This is a genomic window from Pseudomonas sp. F2 (assembly GCF_057174385.1).
In genome coordinates, this window is record NZ_CM169904.1 from 2,624,075 (window position 1) to 2,637,765 (window position 13,691).

At 60.7% G+C, this 13,691-nt stretch carries 14 protein-coding genes; 7 read left to right on the forward strand and 7 right to left on the reverse strand.

Features of this window, described 5'->3' with window-relative positions:
* Nucleotides 1-49 precede the first annotated feature (49 nt).
* Entirely contained in the window at nucleotides 50-1,126 is a 1,077-nt protein-coding gene (locus AC193Q_RS11640; protein WP_003226802.1) for a 3-deoxy-7-phosphoheptulonate synthase, read from the forward strand.
* 63 nt (nucleotides 1,127-1,189) lie between these two features.
* On the opposite strand, the gene AC193Q_RS11645 is transcribed toward AC193Q_RS11640, so the two are convergent.
* A complete protein-coding gene (locus AC193Q_RS11645) occupies nucleotides 1,190-1,471 on the reverse strand; it encodes a GNAT family N-acetyltransferase (protein WP_025113131.1) in 282 nt (93 codons plus the stop codon).
* Between the two features lie 635 nt (nucleotides 1,472-2,106).
* On the opposite strand from AC193Q_RS11645, the gene oprI reads away from it, so the two are divergent.
* On the forward strand, nucleotides 2,107-2,358 hold the full coding sequence (oprI, locus tag AC193Q_RS11650; RefSeq protein ID WP_025113130.1) for an outer membrane lipoprotei OprI: 252 nt from the start codon (nucleotides 2,107-2,109) through the stop codon (nucleotides 2,356-2,358).
* Nucleotides 2,359-2,481: 123 nt separating this feature from the next.
* On the opposite strand, the gene AC193Q_RS11655 is transcribed toward oprI, so the two are convergent.
* The 3 genes from AC193Q_RS11655 to AC193Q_RS11665 all read right to left on the reverse strand — a co-directional run bounded on the left by AC193Q_RS11655 (nucleotide 2,482) and on the right by AC193Q_RS11665 (nucleotide 4,547).
* The gene (locus AC193Q_RS11655; protein ID WP_041069516.1) at nucleotides 2,482-3,453 is read right to left on the reverse strand and encodes a L,D-transpeptidase family protein; all 972 of its coding nucleotides are present in this window, start codon (nucleotides 3,451-3,453) and stop codon (nucleotides 2,482-2,484) included.
* A 137-nt stretch (nucleotides 3,454-3,590) separates the two neighbouring features.
* Nucleotides 3,591-3,884, reverse strand: coding sequence for a hypothetical protein (locus tag AC193Q_RS11660; RefSeq protein ID WP_003226812.1), 294 nt, complete (start codon nucleotides 3,882-3,884; stop codon nucleotides 3,591-3,593).
* 57 nt (nucleotides 3,885-3,941) lie between these two features.
* Complete coding sequence (locus AC193Q_RS11665) at nucleotides 3,942-4,547, reverse strand: arylesterase (protein WP_047295484.1); 606 nt, start codon at nucleotides 4,545-4,547, stop codon at nucleotides 3,942-3,944.
* A gap of 10 nt (nucleotides 4,548-4,557) precedes the next feature.
* Here AC193Q_RS11665 and AC193Q_RS11670 point away from each other — a divergent pair, with 10 nt between their 5' ends.
* The 3 genes from AC193Q_RS11670 to greB are packed head-to-tail and all read left to right on the forward strand — an operon-like array spanning nucleotide 4,558 to nucleotide 8,277.
* Complete coding sequence (locus AC193Q_RS11670) at nucleotides 4,558-5,241, forward strand: ABC transporter ATP-binding protein (RefSeq protein ID WP_041069503.1); 684 nt, start codon at nucleotides 4,558-4,560, stop codon at nucleotides 5,239-5,241.
* Nucleotides 5,241-7,745, forward strand: coding sequence for an ABC transporter permease (locus tag AC193Q_RS11675; protein ID WP_239777827.1), 2,505 nt, complete (start codon nucleotides 5,241-5,243; stop codon nucleotides 7,743-7,745). The genes AC193Q_RS11670 and AC193Q_RS11675 overlap by 1 nt, the downstream gene beginning before the upstream one ends.
* 34 nt (nucleotides 7,746-7,779) lie before the next feature.
* On the forward strand, nucleotides 7,780-8,277 hold the full coding sequence (gene greB / locus AC193Q_RS11680) for a transcription elongation factor GreB (RefSeq protein ID WP_016770885.1): 498 nt from the start codon (nucleotides 7,780-7,782) through the stop codon (nucleotides 8,275-8,277).
* 3 nt (nucleotides 8,278-8,280) lie between these two features.
* Here greB and AC193Q_RS11685 read toward each other — a convergent pair whose 3' ends face one another.
* The 3 genes from AC193Q_RS11685 to AC193Q_RS11695 all read right to left on the reverse strand — a co-directional run bounded on the left by AC193Q_RS11685 (nucleotide 8,281) and on the right by AC193Q_RS11695 (nucleotide 10,803).
* Nucleotides 8,281-8,589, reverse strand: coding sequence for a hypothetical protein (locus tag AC193Q_RS11685; RefSeq protein ID WP_003226820.1), 309 nt, complete (start codon nucleotides 8,587-8,589; stop codon nucleotides 8,281-8,283).
* Between the two features lie 249 nt (nucleotides 8,590-8,838).
* Complete coding sequence (locus AC193Q_RS11690; protein ID WP_007964771.1) at nucleotides 8,839-9,273, reverse strand: DoxX family protein; 435 nt, start codon at nucleotides 9,271-9,273, stop codon at nucleotides 8,839-8,841.
* Nucleotides 9,274-9,381: 108 nt separating this feature from the next.
* Complete coding sequence (locus AC193Q_RS11695) at nucleotides 9,382-10,803, reverse strand: MltF family protein (protein ID WP_483879555.1); 1,422 nt, start codon at nucleotides 10,801-10,803, stop codon at nucleotides 9,382-9,384.
* A 237-nt stretch (nucleotides 10,804-11,040) separates the two neighbouring features.
* On the opposite strand from AC193Q_RS11695, the gene AC193Q_RS11700 reads away from it, so the two are divergent.
* Nucleotides 11,041-11,847, forward strand: a complete 807-nt coding sequence (locus AC193Q_RS11700; protein WP_047295491.1) for a TatD family hydrolase — start codon at nucleotides 11,041-11,043, stop codon at nucleotides 11,845-11,847.
* A gap of 209 nt (nucleotides 11,848-12,056) precedes the next feature.
* Nucleotides 12,057-13,538 (forward strand): methyl-accepting chemotaxis protein, encoded by a 1,482-nt coding sequence (locus AC193Q_RS11705; protein WP_095668649.1) that lies wholly within the window; start codon nucleotides 12,057-12,059, stop codon nucleotides 13,536-13,538.
* Nucleotides 13,539-13,691 lie beyond the last annotated feature (153 nt).

The window sequence follows — 13,691 nt, forward strand, 5'->3', positions numbered from 1 at the left end:
CCGCGCGGGGATCGCTGGCGGCCGGCACCCGTGACCTGACGAGTAAACGATGGCTGATTTACCGATCAACGACCTAAACGTCGCCTCTAACGAGACCCTGATCACTCCCGATCAGCTCAAGCGTGATATCCCTCTGAGCGACGCTGCCCTGCGCACCGTCACCAAGGGCCGCGAAGTCATTCGCAACATTCTTGATGGCACCGACCACCGTCTGTTCGTAGTGATCGGCCCGTGCTCGATCCACGATATCAAGGCTGCCCACGAGTACGCCGACCGCCTCAAGGTGCTGGCGGAGGAAGTCTCCGACACCCTGTACCTGGTCATGCGTGTGTATTTCGAGAAGCCACGGACCACCGTCGGCTGGAAAGGCCTGATCAACGATCCGTACCTGGATGACTCGTTCAAGATTCAGGACGGCCTGCACATTGGTCGCCAGTTGCTGCTGGACCTGGCCGAGAAAGGCCTGCCGACCGCCACCGAAGCCCTCGACCCGATCTCCCCGCAGTACCTGCAGGACCTGATCAGTTGGTCGGCCATCGGCGCGCGTACCACCGAATCCCAGACCCACCGTGAAATGGCTTCCGGCCTGTCTTCGGCTGTCGGCTTCAAGAACGGCACCGATGGCGGCCTGACCGTGGCGATCAACGCCCTGCAGTCGGTTTCCAGCCCGCACCGTTTCCTCGGTATCAACCAGGAAGGTGGCGTGTCGATCGTCACCACCAAGGGCAACGCCTACGGTCACGTGGTGCTGCGTGGTGGCAACGGCAAGCCGAACTACGATTCGGTCAGCGTCGCCCTGTGCGAGCAGGCGCTGAACAAGGCGAAGATCAAGCCGAACATCATGGTCGATTGCAGCCACGCCAACTCCAACAAGGACCCGGCCCTGCAACCGCTGGTGATGGAGAACGTCGCCAACCAGATCCTCGAAGGCAACCAGTCGATCATCGGCCTGATGGTCGAGAGCCATCTGAACTGGGGCTGTCAGGCCATCCCGAAAGACCTCGCCGACCTGCAATACGGCGTGTCGATCACCGATGCCTGCATCGACTGGTCCGCCACCGAGAACACCCTGCGCAGCATGCACGCCAAGCTCAAGGATGTGCTGCCGAAGCGTCAGCGCAGCTGATCAGCGTTTCGCAGGCATAAAAAAACGCCGGGCATTGCCCGGCGTTTTTGTGTGTAGGGGTAATCAGATTTTCGCCGCGCGCTTCTGATGGCGCTCCATATAGCGCTCGACGTAAGAGCACGACGGAATCACCGTGTAGCCCATTTCCTCGGCGTACTGCAGCGCGCTTTCGGTCAGCGCTGCCGCGATGCCTCGACCGCGCAGGGCGTTGGGCACGAAGGTGCGGTAGATATCCAGGGTCTGTTTCCCCAGATCCATATAGGTCAGGTAGGCACGATGACCGTCCACATTGGTCTCGAACTGATGACCAGCCTGGTCATGGTGGATGGACAACGCCTCGCTCATCACTACTCCTCGCGGGTCTTGAATTCTGACCCCTACCTTACCGATGTTTTTCCGGCGAAGGAACATCTACGCCACCCCGTGCCTGATGGACACCGAGAAAAGCCACACCGATCTCGCGCAACCGAGCACGTGATAAATAGTAGGCACCATTGGCAAAAATGCTCAAGGTGCGCTCGTCATCGTGCAGGTTGTACGGATAACTCCGATGGGCGTAGTGGCAGGCGCGGGGAACATATCCCGAGGCGCTCACCTGAACATTGCCGGATGTCGAGACTTAAGACGCAGGCTCTTCTTTAAAGTCACCTCAAGAGCGACAAAGATATGTGAGGCGTCATGCAAAATCGGAACAAAAGTGTAGACGAATTCATCTAGGCAGACTTGGTGCGAGACGCCGAAAACAGCACGTGACAGCGGGAACTTTTTCTCATTAACTCGCTCAGGCAGGGGCTTGCAGCTGGATATTTTTTAATCAGCCCCGTTAAAAGTTGCTCGAAAAAGAATCAACGCCTACAATTTTTTTTGCTTCTTGCGCTACGTCAGTTTACTTACTACAAGTAATGGGTAGTATGTACGCCGGCTATTTCCTCAATCGGAGGAGAAAGCCACTTAATTGAAAGTCCTTGAAGGGGAACACGATGAACAACGTTCTGAAATTCTCTGCTCTGGCTCTGGCCGCAGTTCTGGCTACCGGTTGCAGCAGCGCATCGAAAGAAACCGAAGCACGTCTGACCGCTACTGAAGACGCAGCTGCTCGCGCCCAGGCTCGTGCAGACGAAGCATACCGTAAAGCTGATGAAGCTCTGGCTGCTGCTCAAAAAGCACAACAGACTGCTGACGAAGCTAACGAGCGTGCTCTGCGTATGCTGGACAAAGCTAGCCGCAAGTAATAATCCCTCGGGATTGTTATCAAGCCGACCCAGTTTCTGGGTCGGCTTTTTTGTGCCTGCAGCTTTTGTCCGGACAATAAAAAACCCGCCGACGCTTCTCGCATCGGCGGGTCTTAATCGAGCTTATTGCTGCAGGTCGATCGGCGCACTCGAGACAATCGGTGCCGAGGTGTTCGGCGTGCCGATTTCGGTTGGCAGACCGTCTTCAGCCGCCACCACATCACGCACCACATCCCAGTTCACGCGCAGATTGTTGGTCACGTCTTCGCGCTTGAGCATCGCGTTGATCACCGCGGTGTGCTTGTCGACTACCGACGGATTGCCCTTGTCGTCGATTGGCGTGTGCGCTTCCAGATAGACCTTGCCGCCACTGCTGCCGAACTTGTACGCGTCATTGAGGATACGCACCGAAGTGCCGACCGGCACCATGGCCGCCATTTCCAGCACGTTGTTGTTGAACATGCGGAAGCAGCCGTGGCTGGTGCGCATGCCGATGCCGAACTTCTTGTTCGAGCCGTGGATCAGGTAGCCCGGAGTGCCCAGGGTGAACTTGAACGGGCCCAACGGATTGTCAGGACCGGCCGGCACCACGTTCGGCAGCGGATCACCATCGGCAGCGTGCTCGGCCTTGATCGACGCAGGAGGGGTCCAGGTCGGGTTCGGCGTCTTGGCGGTGATCGAGGTATGCGCGATTGGCGAACCCCACCCTTCACGGCCGATACCCAGCGGGAAGGTGTACACCACGTTCCGGCCTTTCGGGTAGTAGTAGAGACGGTATTCGGCGAGGTTGATCACGATACCCTCGCGCGGCCCCGGCGGCAGAATGAACCGAGTCGGCAGAACGATTTCAGTACCCGCGCCCGGCAGCCAGGCATCGACACCCGGGTTGGCCGCGACCATTTCCGAATAGCCCAGGTCGTACTTGGTTCCCAGGTCAGCGAAAGTGTCTTCGTACTTGGCCTTGATCACCTGCACCTGGCCGATGATGTCCTCACCAGGCGGTGGCAGGGGAAACTCCAATGCAGCAACGGGACCGGCCACACACAGGGCGGCAAGTGACAGGCAGCGGGTGACGGCAGGAAAGCGCGGCAACATCCGGAAAATCCTTCGCATGATCAACAAGGGGTATAAGGGCGCGATTGTACACCGCGCCTCGGGAATTCGGGGAGATGCGCCGATGGGCAGCCAGAAGTCTTCATGCAGGCGCTGCCGCAGACTGCGATCTGTTGGTCCTAGAGCTCGAAACGCAACTCAGGCCAGATCGGCGAGGTGCCGCGTTTTTGTGACTCGAGAATCGCCCGGCACAACGAACACAGTCGCTGATCCTGGAACACCCGGCGATCCACACTCGACCAGCGCGGTTGCGCCGGCAACAGACTGCCGCACAACGTGCGGTCGGCCGAGCCACCGAGTTCGAGCTGACGGGTCACCAGATGCACCCGCACTTCCTGGCAGGCGAACAGATCCAGCTGTTCGTCAGGCTCGATCAGTTGGTAGGCAAACAGGGACCAGGCAGGACGCGGCATCGGGGGCTCCAAATAAGGGGGCGCCACATTAGCCGAAAGCCTGCCACTAGAAAAGCCTCATAACAGCGGTTTTAGCGTCGGCCAGACATTTTCCAGCAACTTGCCCTGAGCCCCGACTGCCGGGTGCAGACCATCGGCCTGCATCAGCTCGGGATGCCCGCCCACGCCTTCGAGGAAGAACGGCACCAGCGGGATGTTTTTCTCGTCTGCAAGTTTGCCGTAGACCTCGGCAAAGGCATCGGTGTAACGCTTGCCGTAGTTGGGCGGCAATTGCATGCCGAGCAGGAGCACCTTGGCACCGGTCTGGCGCGAGCGGTCGATCATTGCCGCAAGGTTTTGTTGCAATTGCGTTGGCGGCATTCCGCGCAGGCCGTCATTGCCGCCCAGTTCGAGGATCACCAGTTCCGGCTTATGCTCTGCAAGCAGCGCCGGCAGGCGCGCCTGGCCTCCGGCACTGGTGTCACCGCTGATAGAGGCGTTGACCACTTTGTCGTCAAAACCTTCAGCCTTGAGCCGTTGCTCGAGCAGCGATACCCACCCCAGGCGGGTATCCAGTCCGAAACCGGCGCTGATACTATCGCCAACGATCAGGACAGTACCCGCCGCTGCGTTCTGGGCCATGCACATCAAGGCCAGGCCAGCACTCAAAAACCACACACGCATCGGATTCTCCATGGGCGCAAGCATTCTCACCGCGAAGAACCTCAGCAAAGTGGTTCCCAGCGCGGAAGGTGAACTGACTATCCTGCACGAACTCAGCCTGGAACTGAACCAGGGCGACAGCCTGGCCATCGTCGGCGCGTCCGGTTCCGGCAAATCCACCCTGCTCGGCCTGCTCGCCGGTCTCGATTTGCCGAGCAGCGGCGAAGTCATTCTCGCCGGCCAGGGCCTGAGCAGTCTCGACGAGGACCAGCGCGCGCGCATCCGTGCCGAGCACGTAGGCTTCGTCTTTCAGTCGTTCCAGTTGCTCGACAGCCTCAACGCCCTGGAAAACGTCATGCTGCCGCTGGAACTCGATGGCCGCAAGGACGCCCGTGAGCGCGCCACTGAATTGTTGCAGCGCGTCGGCCTCGGCCAGCGCCTGACGCACTCGCCGCGCCAGCTCTCCGGCGGCGAACAGCAGCGCGTGGCGATTGCCCGCGCCTTCGCTGCCGAGCCCGACGTGCTGTTCGCCGACGAACCCACCGGCAACCTCGACAGCCACACCGGCGAGCGCATCAGCGACTTGCTGTTCGAACTGAACAAGGAACGCGGCACCACGCTGGTACTGGTGACCCACGACGAACGCCTGGCCCATCGCTGCCGGCGCCTGATTCGACTTGAAGCCGGGCTGCTGGTCGCCCCTCTGGAGCCTTGATGGCACGTCTGCCGCTCTTGCGTCTGTTCAGTCTCGCCCTTCGCCAATTGCTGCGCGATGCTCGCGCCGGCGAACTTCGCGTGTTGTTCTTCGCCCTGCTGGTGGCGGTGGCCGCGAGTACCGCCATCGGCTACTTCGGCGCCCGTCTCAACGGCGCGATGATGCTGCGCGCCACCGAGTTCCTTGGCGCCGACCTGGTCCTTGAAGGCAGTTCGCCGGCCCGCGACGAACAGATTCGCAGCGGCACCGAGCTGCGTTTGAATCATGCACGGGTCGTGGAGTTTTCCAGTGTCGTCGCCACCGACAACGGCATTCAGTTATCGAGCATCAAAGCCGTCGACCGCGCTTATCCACTGCGCGGCGAACTGAAAAGTGCCCCGGCGCCGTTTGCCGCCGAGACAACCGGCGGCGAACCGCAACCCGGTGAAGCGTGGGTCGAGGCACGTTTGCTGACCGCCCTGGATCTGAAAATCGGCGACAGCATCGACGTCGGCATGAAAACGCTGAAACTGACCCGCGTGCTGACCTACGAACCGGATCGCGCCGGCAATTTCTACAGCTTGACGCCTCGGGTGATGATCAACCTCGACGACCTTGCCGCCACCGGCGTGGTACAGCCCGGCAGCCGCGTCAGCTACCGCGAGCTGTGGCGCGGCGAACCGCAGGCGCTGGAAACCTATCGGCAATTGCTCAAACCGGGCCTGGCCGCCAATCAGCGCATTCAGGATGCGCGCGACGGCAACCGGCAGATTGGCGGCGCACTGGGCAAGGCCGAGCGCTACCTGAACATGGCGAGTCTGGTCGCGGTCCTGCTGGCCGGCGTGGCCGTGGCGCTGTCTGCAAACCGCTTTGCCAGTCGTCGCTTCGACGCCAGTGCCTTGCTGCGCTGCCTCGGTTTGTCGCGTCGAGAAACCATGCTGTTGTTCAGTATTCAACTGAGCGTACTGGGTCTGTTCGCCGCCCTCAGTGGTGCGGTGCTTGGCTGGCTGGCACAACTGGGGCTGTTTGCCCTGCTGCATGATCTGCTGCCGGCAGATGTCCCGCCGGGCGGCCTGTTTCCGGCAATGGCCGGCATCGGTACGGGACTGGTCGCACTGGCCGGTTTCGCCCTGCCACCGCTTGCCGCGCTGGGTCGGGTGCCTCCACTGCGCGTGCTGCGCCGTGACATGCTGCCGATTCCGTCGAGTACCTGGATGGTCTATGGCGCGGCACTGGGCGCACTGGGTCTGATCATGTGGCGCCTGAGTCTGGATCTGTTGCTGACTTTCGCCCTGCTGGGCGGCGGTGTAATCGCGGCGCTGGTATTGGGTGGTTTGCTGTTGTTGCTGCTCAACAGCCTGCGACGGATGCTCGCCCGTGCGCCGCTGCCGTGGCGCCTCGGTCTGGGGCAGTTGTTGCGTCATCCGCTGGCGGCGGCCGGGCAAGCGCTGGCGTTCGGTCTGATCCTGTTGTCGATGGCATTGATCGCTCTGCTTCGCGGCGAGCTGCTCGACACCTGGCAAAACCAGTTGCCGAAAAACGCACCGAATTACTTTGCCCTGAACATCCTGCCCGCGGATAAACAGGCCTTCACCGACCACCTGATCAAAGTCTCGGCTCAAGCGGCACCGTTGTACCCAGTGGTGCCAGGACGGCTGATCAGCATCAACGGCGAACCGGTGCAGCAGATCGTCAGCAAGGATTCCGCCGGCGACCGTGCAGTGCAACGCGACTTGAGCCTGACCTGGGCCGCCGACTTGCCGGCCGGCAACACGCTCACCGCCGGTGTGTGGTGGACCGGGCAACCCTCGGAGGACATACCGGGCGTGTCGGTGGAAGGCAAAGTCGCCGAAAGCCTCAAGCTCAAACTCGGCGATCGCATGGTGTTCAGCGTGGGCGGGGTCAATCGTGAAGCCAGGGTCACCAGTCTGCGCGAAATCAATTGGGACAACTTTCAGCCGAACTTCTTCATGATCTTCCAGCCCGGCACCCTGAGGGATCTGCCGGCGACTTACCTGACCAGTTTCTATCTGGCACCTGGTCACGATCAGCAGATTGTCGAGCTGTCACGGGCATTCCCGGCGGTGACCATCCTTCAGGTCGAAGCTCTGCTGGAACAACTGCGCAGCATCCTCGCCCAGGTCACCCTGGCGGTGGAGTATGTATTGTTGTTTGTGCTGGCGGCGGGGATGGCGGTGCTGTTCTCTGGCTTGCAGGCCACGCTGGACGAGCGCATTCGCCAAGGCGCGTTGTTACGCGCACTGGGCGCGCAACGGCAGTTGCTGGTCAAGGCGCGGCGTATCGAGTTCGGTCTGCTCGGCGCGGTCAGCGGTTTGCTGGCGGCCATCGGTTCGGAAGTGGTGAGTCTGGTGTTGTATCGCTTTGCCTTCGATCTGCCATGGCATCCGCATCCATGGCTGCTGGTGCTGCCATTGATTGGCGCCGCACTGATTGGCGGTGCCGGGGTGTTCGGCACGCGTCGAGCACTGAATGCGAGTCCGCTGACAGTCTTGCGCGAGGGTTGATAGACTCCAGCCTTCGTCACCAGAAGAAGTTGCCATGAGTCGTTATCGCCCTCCCCGCACCGCCGGCACCGCGCTGATCACCCCTGAAGGTGAAGCGCGGATGCGCGCCGAATTCCATGAACTGTGGCATGTGCGCCGCCCGCAAGTGACGCAGGCAGTCAGCGAGGCAGCGGCGCAGGGTGATCGTTCGGAAAACGCCGAGTACACCTACGGCAAGAAAATGCTGCGCGAGATCGACAGCCGCGTGCGTTTTCTCACCAAGCGACTCGAAGCACTGAAGGTCGTCAGCGAAAAACCCAGCGATCCGAACAAGGTGTACTTCGGTGCCTGGGTGACCATCGAGGACGAAGACGGCAAGCAGTCGCGCTACCGTATCGTCGGCCCGGATGAACTGGATCTGAAACTGGGTCTGATCAGCATTGACTCACCGCTGGCTCGTGCCTTGATCGGCAAGGCGCTGGACGCCGAGGTTCGGGTGCAGACGCCAACCGGTGAGCAGTTTGTCTATATCGTGGCGATCGAGTATCCGTAACGCTCAGCGGCGCGTGATCAGTCCCTGCCGCGCAACGCGGGTCAGTTGCTTGATCATTTCTGGGGCGTCTTCAGCGCTCGGCGCCTGAATCACGGCGAGGTCAAAACTGTCACTGGCAAAGCGCGCCAGCGACTCGCCGTCTTCAACGAACTGGATCAGGAACGCGGCAGGACCGCCGCTGCGACGTGGCCAGCCATCCAGATAACGCAACAGCGTCGGCTGGTGTTTGCCGCCAAGCAGGATTTTTGGATTGCGTTGGGTGATATGTGCCGTGATCGGCGCGGGACGTGCTGGAGGGCGTAGTGCATTCATCGTGTCGTGTCTCTGCCTCAAAAGTCTGCATGGCAGGTGAGAGGCAACACCGAACCAGCGCTTTAGCGGTATTTCGAAGCCCTGTTCCGGCTTCTGACGGCAACTGTCTGAGTCACCTGGCGCCCCGCAAGTAGCTGTTTAAATCGGCGCATGTGCAACATCCTAGAGAACGTGACCGATGAGTGTCAAGAATCAGCCACAACAAAAAAAGGCCCGCACAATGCGGGCCTTTTGCTTGATCCAGAGCGCTCAACCGGCGATGGCGCGATCCACCGACAGCTTGCCGGCGCCCTCGATCATCACCGCGAGGCTGCCACCGAGCAGCGCCAGGGCAAACTCGTAACCGTTGTTGGCCATGAACAGACCATTGCTGATGTGCACGGTGAAGATCGCCACCAGCGACAGGAAGGTCAGGCCCAGCGCCGCCGGGCGCACCAGCAGGCCGATGATCAACGCCAGACCGGCAAAAAACTCAGTACCGCCGGCCAATGTGGCCATCAGGTAACCCGGGTGCAGACCGATGCTGTCCATGTACTGCGCGGTGCCTGCCAGACCGTAACCGCCAAACAGACCAAAGAGTTTTTGCGAACCGTGGGCGGCGAAGATCACGCCGACCGCGATACGCAGAATGGTCAGGCCGTAACCGGCGCGGGTGAACAGAACCTTGTTGATCAGTGAGCTCATGGGGCATTCCTTGTTTTGCGAGAAGTGTGTTGGGATTGGCCGCTATATTAATCAGTTAAATTCATGTTAAAAGCGCAATTATTCCGCCATAACAATCAAATTATTTGATCATTTACGTGAGGCGACTTTCTGTTCCCGGGGCTCCAGTGACTCCCGCTCCCGGTCGAACGCCAGGTAGTACTTGTTCACGCTATTAACATAGCTGACGGGGCCCATGCCCACCTGCTCCATGGCGATGCGCTCGACCTGAAAAAACCACTGGTTGGGATTCAGCCCGCGCCGCCGAGCCTCGGCGCGCATGCCTTGCACCCGTTCCGGACCGATGTTGTAAGCGGCCAGGGTGAACGCCATGCGCTCGCGCTCATTGAGTTTCGGACTGTTGAAAAACTTGCGACGGATCATCGCCAGATACTTGGCCCCGGCCTGCACATTCGCATCGAGATTCTGGATGTTGTTCACACCGACCCGCTGCGCCGCGGACGGGGTGATCTGCATCAACCCGGTCGGGCCGCTGCCGCTGCGGGCGTCGGGTTGCAGGGCCGACTCCTTGAAGGCCAGCGCCGCCAGGTTCAGCCAGTCCATGTTCTGCGCATCGGCGTGTTTTTGCAGCGTCGGGCGCAGTTTTTCCAGACGCTGACGGTCAGCCTTGGCCAACGGATAGTGCACTTGGTAGAGGCGCCGATAGATCCGCAAAAATTCGGCATCCTCGTTCGCCGGTTTCTTGTAGCCGCCGAGGAAGCGATCAATGCTCGCCCGCAGCATCGAGGCATCACGACGCACGAACCAGTACTCCTCACCCGGTTCACTGATCATCAATTGCCGGTCAAAACGCAGCTTGGGCAGGATCTTGCCCCAGCGCTCGGCGATCGGTTGCTCAACGATAGTCAGGTGGAAGATTCCGCCCTGCACCATCTCCAGCACGTCCTCGACCGCCAGCGTCGGATCGACCCATTCGATCTTGATCGGTGCCAGTTTGTGCAGCGCCAGTTTCTGATTGAGCTGGCTAACCGCGTCCCCCGCCGCACTGCCGGTGGGCAAGGCCAGGGTCTTGCCGGAAAGCTGCTCGACCTTGGTGTAACGACGCTCGCCCTTGATGCCGACCAGTACCAGCGGCACGTTGCTGGCGATCGGCTCACTGCTGGCCACCGCGTGGCCCGGCTGCAGATCAAGCAGCTCGCCGGGCGCCACCAGGTCGCCTTCGCCGCGTTGCAACGCGCCGAGCAGTTGATCCTTGGCTTTGGGAATGATCTTGAGAGTGACTTCCTGGCCGTCGCGGGCGTGGCCATTGAGGTATTGCTCGAAGGCGCGCAGGCGATGGTATTCGACCCCGATGGCCTGGCCCTGGACTTCTCCGGAGCTGTTGCGACTCTGGTTGACCAGCACTCGCAGTACGCGGCTGCTGCGTATCTCCGACAGGTCGCGGACCTTGGCGGCCGGCACGGCTTGCTGTGGCCCGGGCAAGCGCGCAACCGCCGTTATCGGCAGTAGCAGCGACGCACACAACAGGAGCAAAACCGAGGGACGATGCATCCACTCTCCGGAAAGAATACGGGGCGTTTTTTAACCGCTGAACGGTCGAAATCGCCGACGAAAACAGAGCGCCTGGAGCGCTGGCAAAGTGCGAGAGACTGGCACAGTGATGGCTTATCCGCCAACCCGGGCTCTGTCACGGCATCAAAAGACAGCTATAACTCTTTGTAGTTCTTGGCTTTTCTTATAAATCTACAGCTCTGGTATGCTTTCCGGCCTTCGGCCCGAGGTAGAACCATGCAACTCATCGATATCGGCGTCAACCTGACCAACCCCGGTTTTGCTGAAAAACATCAGGCCGTGCTCGACCGCGCCTACGCCGCCGGGGTCTGCCAACTGGTACTGACCGGTACCAGCGTCGAAGGTAGCGAACAGGCGCTGGAGCTATGCCGGCAACTGGATGACGGTGGCCAACAGCTGTTCGCCACCGCCGGCATTCACCCGCATTCGGCCAGTGACTGGAATGCTGACAGCGCGCGCCGGTTGCGCAGTCTGCTGCACGAGCCAAACGTGGTCGCCGTGGGTGAATGCGGGCTGGATTTCAACCGTGATTTCTCGCCGCGCCCGCAACAGGAAAAAGTCCTCGAAGAACATCTGGCGCTGGCGGTAGAACTGCAATTGCCGGTGTTTCTCCACGAACGCGATGCCAGTCAGCGTCTGCTGGAAATCCTCCGGGACTTTCGTGATCAACTGCCCGCCGCTGTGGTGCACTGCTTTACCGGCGAGCAGAAAGCCTTGTTCAGTTACCTGGATCTGGACCTGCACATCGGCATCACCGGCTGGATCTGCGACGAGCGCCGCGGCACGCACCTGCACTCGCTGGTCAAGGAGATCAAACGCGGACGACTGATGCTCGAAAGCGACGCGCCGTACCTGCTGCCCCGCACCCTGCGGCCAAAGCCGAAGAACGGTCGCAATGAGCCGGCGTATCTGACCGAAGTATTGCGCGAAGTGGCGCTGCACCGAGGCGAGAGCGAGGAAGACCTGGCGGCGCACACCACCGCGTGTGCCCGTGCGTTTTTCAACCTTCCCGCCCTTCCCTGACACACCGAAATTCTCCTGTGGGAGCGAGCCTGCTCGCGAAAGCCGTGGTTCAGATGGCATGGGTGTTGGCTGACACGCCCTCTTCGCGAGCAGGCTCGCTCCCACAGGGGGAATGTGTTCTTTTGATATGTATCAAGATCTTCAGATCTGCATGGCGGCACAATGCTGGCACCTTGCCAAAACTGTTTCCGCTATCAGAGAAGACCTCCATGGGTGCCTGGCTTAGCAATATCTCGCTGAAATACAAATTCTGGGCGGTCAACGCGGTCGCTTTCGTCACCACTCTGTTGCTGGTGCTGTACGCCGTGCAACTGGAACAGCAGGCGCGCAGCCACGCGGCGCAGGCCTCCGCCCAGGCCCAGGCACAATTGCTCAAGGCCTGGCCGGCCGGGCAGGCATTGCCCAAGGCTGATCAGATTCTGACCTTCAAACGCGGGGAAGCGCCGCGCCTCAACGATCAGCCGGTGCTGGAGATCAGTGACAACAACGGCTGGAACGAAATCAATCACCTGCCATTGTTCGGCAATAACCCGTTAATGGGCGCCGAAGTGTTCAGCCGTGCCGACGGCCAGCAGGTGGCAGTCATTGCCTATGGTCCAAGCCTGGCGCAAGTGTTCAGTGAACGTTTTGCCAACTACGCGGTGGCAGTGTTCATCCTGATGCTGGCCATGCTCGGCGCTTCGCAACTGCTGATCCGCTTCCTGCTCAGCCAACTCAACACATTGAAAGACGTGATGCTGCATGTGGAGAAAAGCGGTGACCTCTCGGCTCGCGTGCCGCTGGCGTGCAAGGACGAAGTCGGGCAGATGGCCAATGCGTTCAACGCGATGCAGGCCGGTTATCAACGCGTGGTCACCACCGTCGCCAACACCGCGCGGCAACTCGACGTCGGCGCCGCGCGTCTGGCGGCGAGCATGAACGAAGTGCGCCACGGCATGCTCGGCCAACAGAGCGAAACCGATCAGGCCGCCACCGCAATCAACGAGATGACCGCCACGGTTTATCACATCGCCCAGCACGCCGGCGCCACCCGCGATCTGTCGCAGACCGCCGATGGTCTGGCCGGCAGCGGTCAGCAAGTGGTCAGTCGCGTACAGCAATCGATTGCCGGACTCTCCAGCGGCGTGCAGCAGACCGCCGAAATGATCCAGCGCCTGGCCGAAGACAGCCAGAAGATCAACGGCGTGGTCAGCGTGATTCACAGCATCGCCGAGCAAACCAACCTGCTGGCGCTGAACGCCGCCATCGAAGCAGCCCGTGCCGGCGAGATGGGCCGCGGTTTTGCGGTAGTCGCCGATGAGGTGCGCAACCTGGCGAAACGCGTGCAGACCTCCACCGATGAAATCACCACCATGGTCTCGGCGCTGCAGGCCGGCACCCGCGATGCGGTGGACTTCATGCAGGAGAGTTCGTACAAGGCCGACGACTGCGTGCAGCAGGCACAGGAGGCTGGCGAGGCGCTGGCGGAAATCACTGGCGCCGTGGCGCAGATGCGCGAGAGCAACACGCAGATTGCGGTGGCGGCCGAGCAGCAGAGCCAAGTGGCGGAAGAGATGAATCGGGCAGTGGTGAGCATTCGTGATGTGACCGAAAACACCGTGCAGCAGACCGTGGATTCGGCGACCACCAGTAATGAGTTGGCGACGTTGGCCGGGGAGCTCAACAAGGCAATCGGGCAGTTGAAACTCTGAAGATCAAAAGATCGCAGCCTTCGGCAGCTCCTACAGGTATACGCATTTCAATGTAGGAGCTGCCGAAGGCTGCGATCTTTTTTTGTTCACCATTACTATGATGCCAATAGCCAACCTTGATTCGCCGCCCCACCCGCCCCGGCCTATTCTTCA

What these genes read in the sequence shown, in the direction of transcription:
- AC193Q_RS11700 (WP_047295491.1), top strand. Translation starts at nt 11,041, where the DNA reads ATGCAACTCATCGATATCGGCGTCAACCTGACCAACCCCGGTTTTGCT.
- AC193Q_RS11645 (WP_025113131.1), bottom strand. Translation starts at nt 1,471, where the DNA reads ATGAGCGAGGCGTTGTCCATCCACCATGACCAGGCTGGTCATCAGTTC.
- greB (WP_016770885.1), top strand. Translation starts at nt 7,780, where the DNA reads ATGAGTCGTTATCGCCCTCCCCGCACCGCCGGCACCGCGCTGATCACC.
- AC193Q_RS11670 (WP_041069503.1), top strand. Translation starts at nt 4,558, where the DNA reads ATGGGCGCAAGCATTCTCACCGCGAAGAACCTCAGCAAAGTGGTTCCC.
- AC193Q_RS11690 (WP_007964771.1), bottom strand. Translation starts at nt 9,273, where the DNA reads ATGAGCTCACTGATCAACAAGGTTCTGTTCACCCGCGCCGGTTACGGC.
- oprI (WP_025113130.1), top strand. Translation starts at nt 2,107, where the DNA reads ATGAACAACGTTCTGAAATTCTCTGCTCTGGCTCTGGCCGCAGTTCTG.
- AC193Q_RS11660 (WP_003226812.1), bottom strand. Translation starts at nt 3,884, where the DNA reads ATGCCGCGTCCTGCCTGGTCCCTGTTTGCCTACCAACTGATCGAGCCT.
- AC193Q_RS11685 (WP_003226820.1), bottom strand. Translation starts at nt 8,589, where the DNA reads ATGAATGCACTACGCCCTCCAGCACGTCCCGCGCCGATCACGGCACAT.
- AC193Q_RS11705 (WP_095668649.1), top strand. Translation starts at nt 12,057, where the DNA reads ATGGGTGCCTGGCTTAGCAATATCTCGCTGAAATACAAATTCTGGGCG.
- AC193Q_RS11665 (WP_047295484.1), bottom strand. Translation starts at nt 4,547, where the DNA reads ATGCGTGTGTGGTTTTTGAGTGCTGGCCTGGCCTTGATGTGCATGGCC.
- AC193Q_RS11655 (WP_041069516.1), bottom strand. Translation starts at nt 3,453, where the DNA reads ATGTTGCCGCGCTTTCCTGCCGTCACCCGCTGCCTGTCACTTGCCGCC.
- AC193Q_RS11675 (WP_239777827.1), top strand. Translation starts at nt 5,241, where the DNA reads ATGGCACGTCTGCCGCTCTTGCGTCTGTTCAGTCTCGCCCTTCGCCAA.
- AC193Q_RS11695 (WP_483879555.1), bottom strand. Translation starts at nt 10,803, where the DNA reads ATGCATCGTCCCTCGGTTTTGCTCCTGTTGTGTGCGTCGCTGCTACTG.
- AC193Q_RS11640 (WP_003226802.1), top strand. Translation starts at nt 50, where the DNA reads ATGGCTGATTTACCGATCAACGACCTAAACGTCGCCTCTAACGAGACC.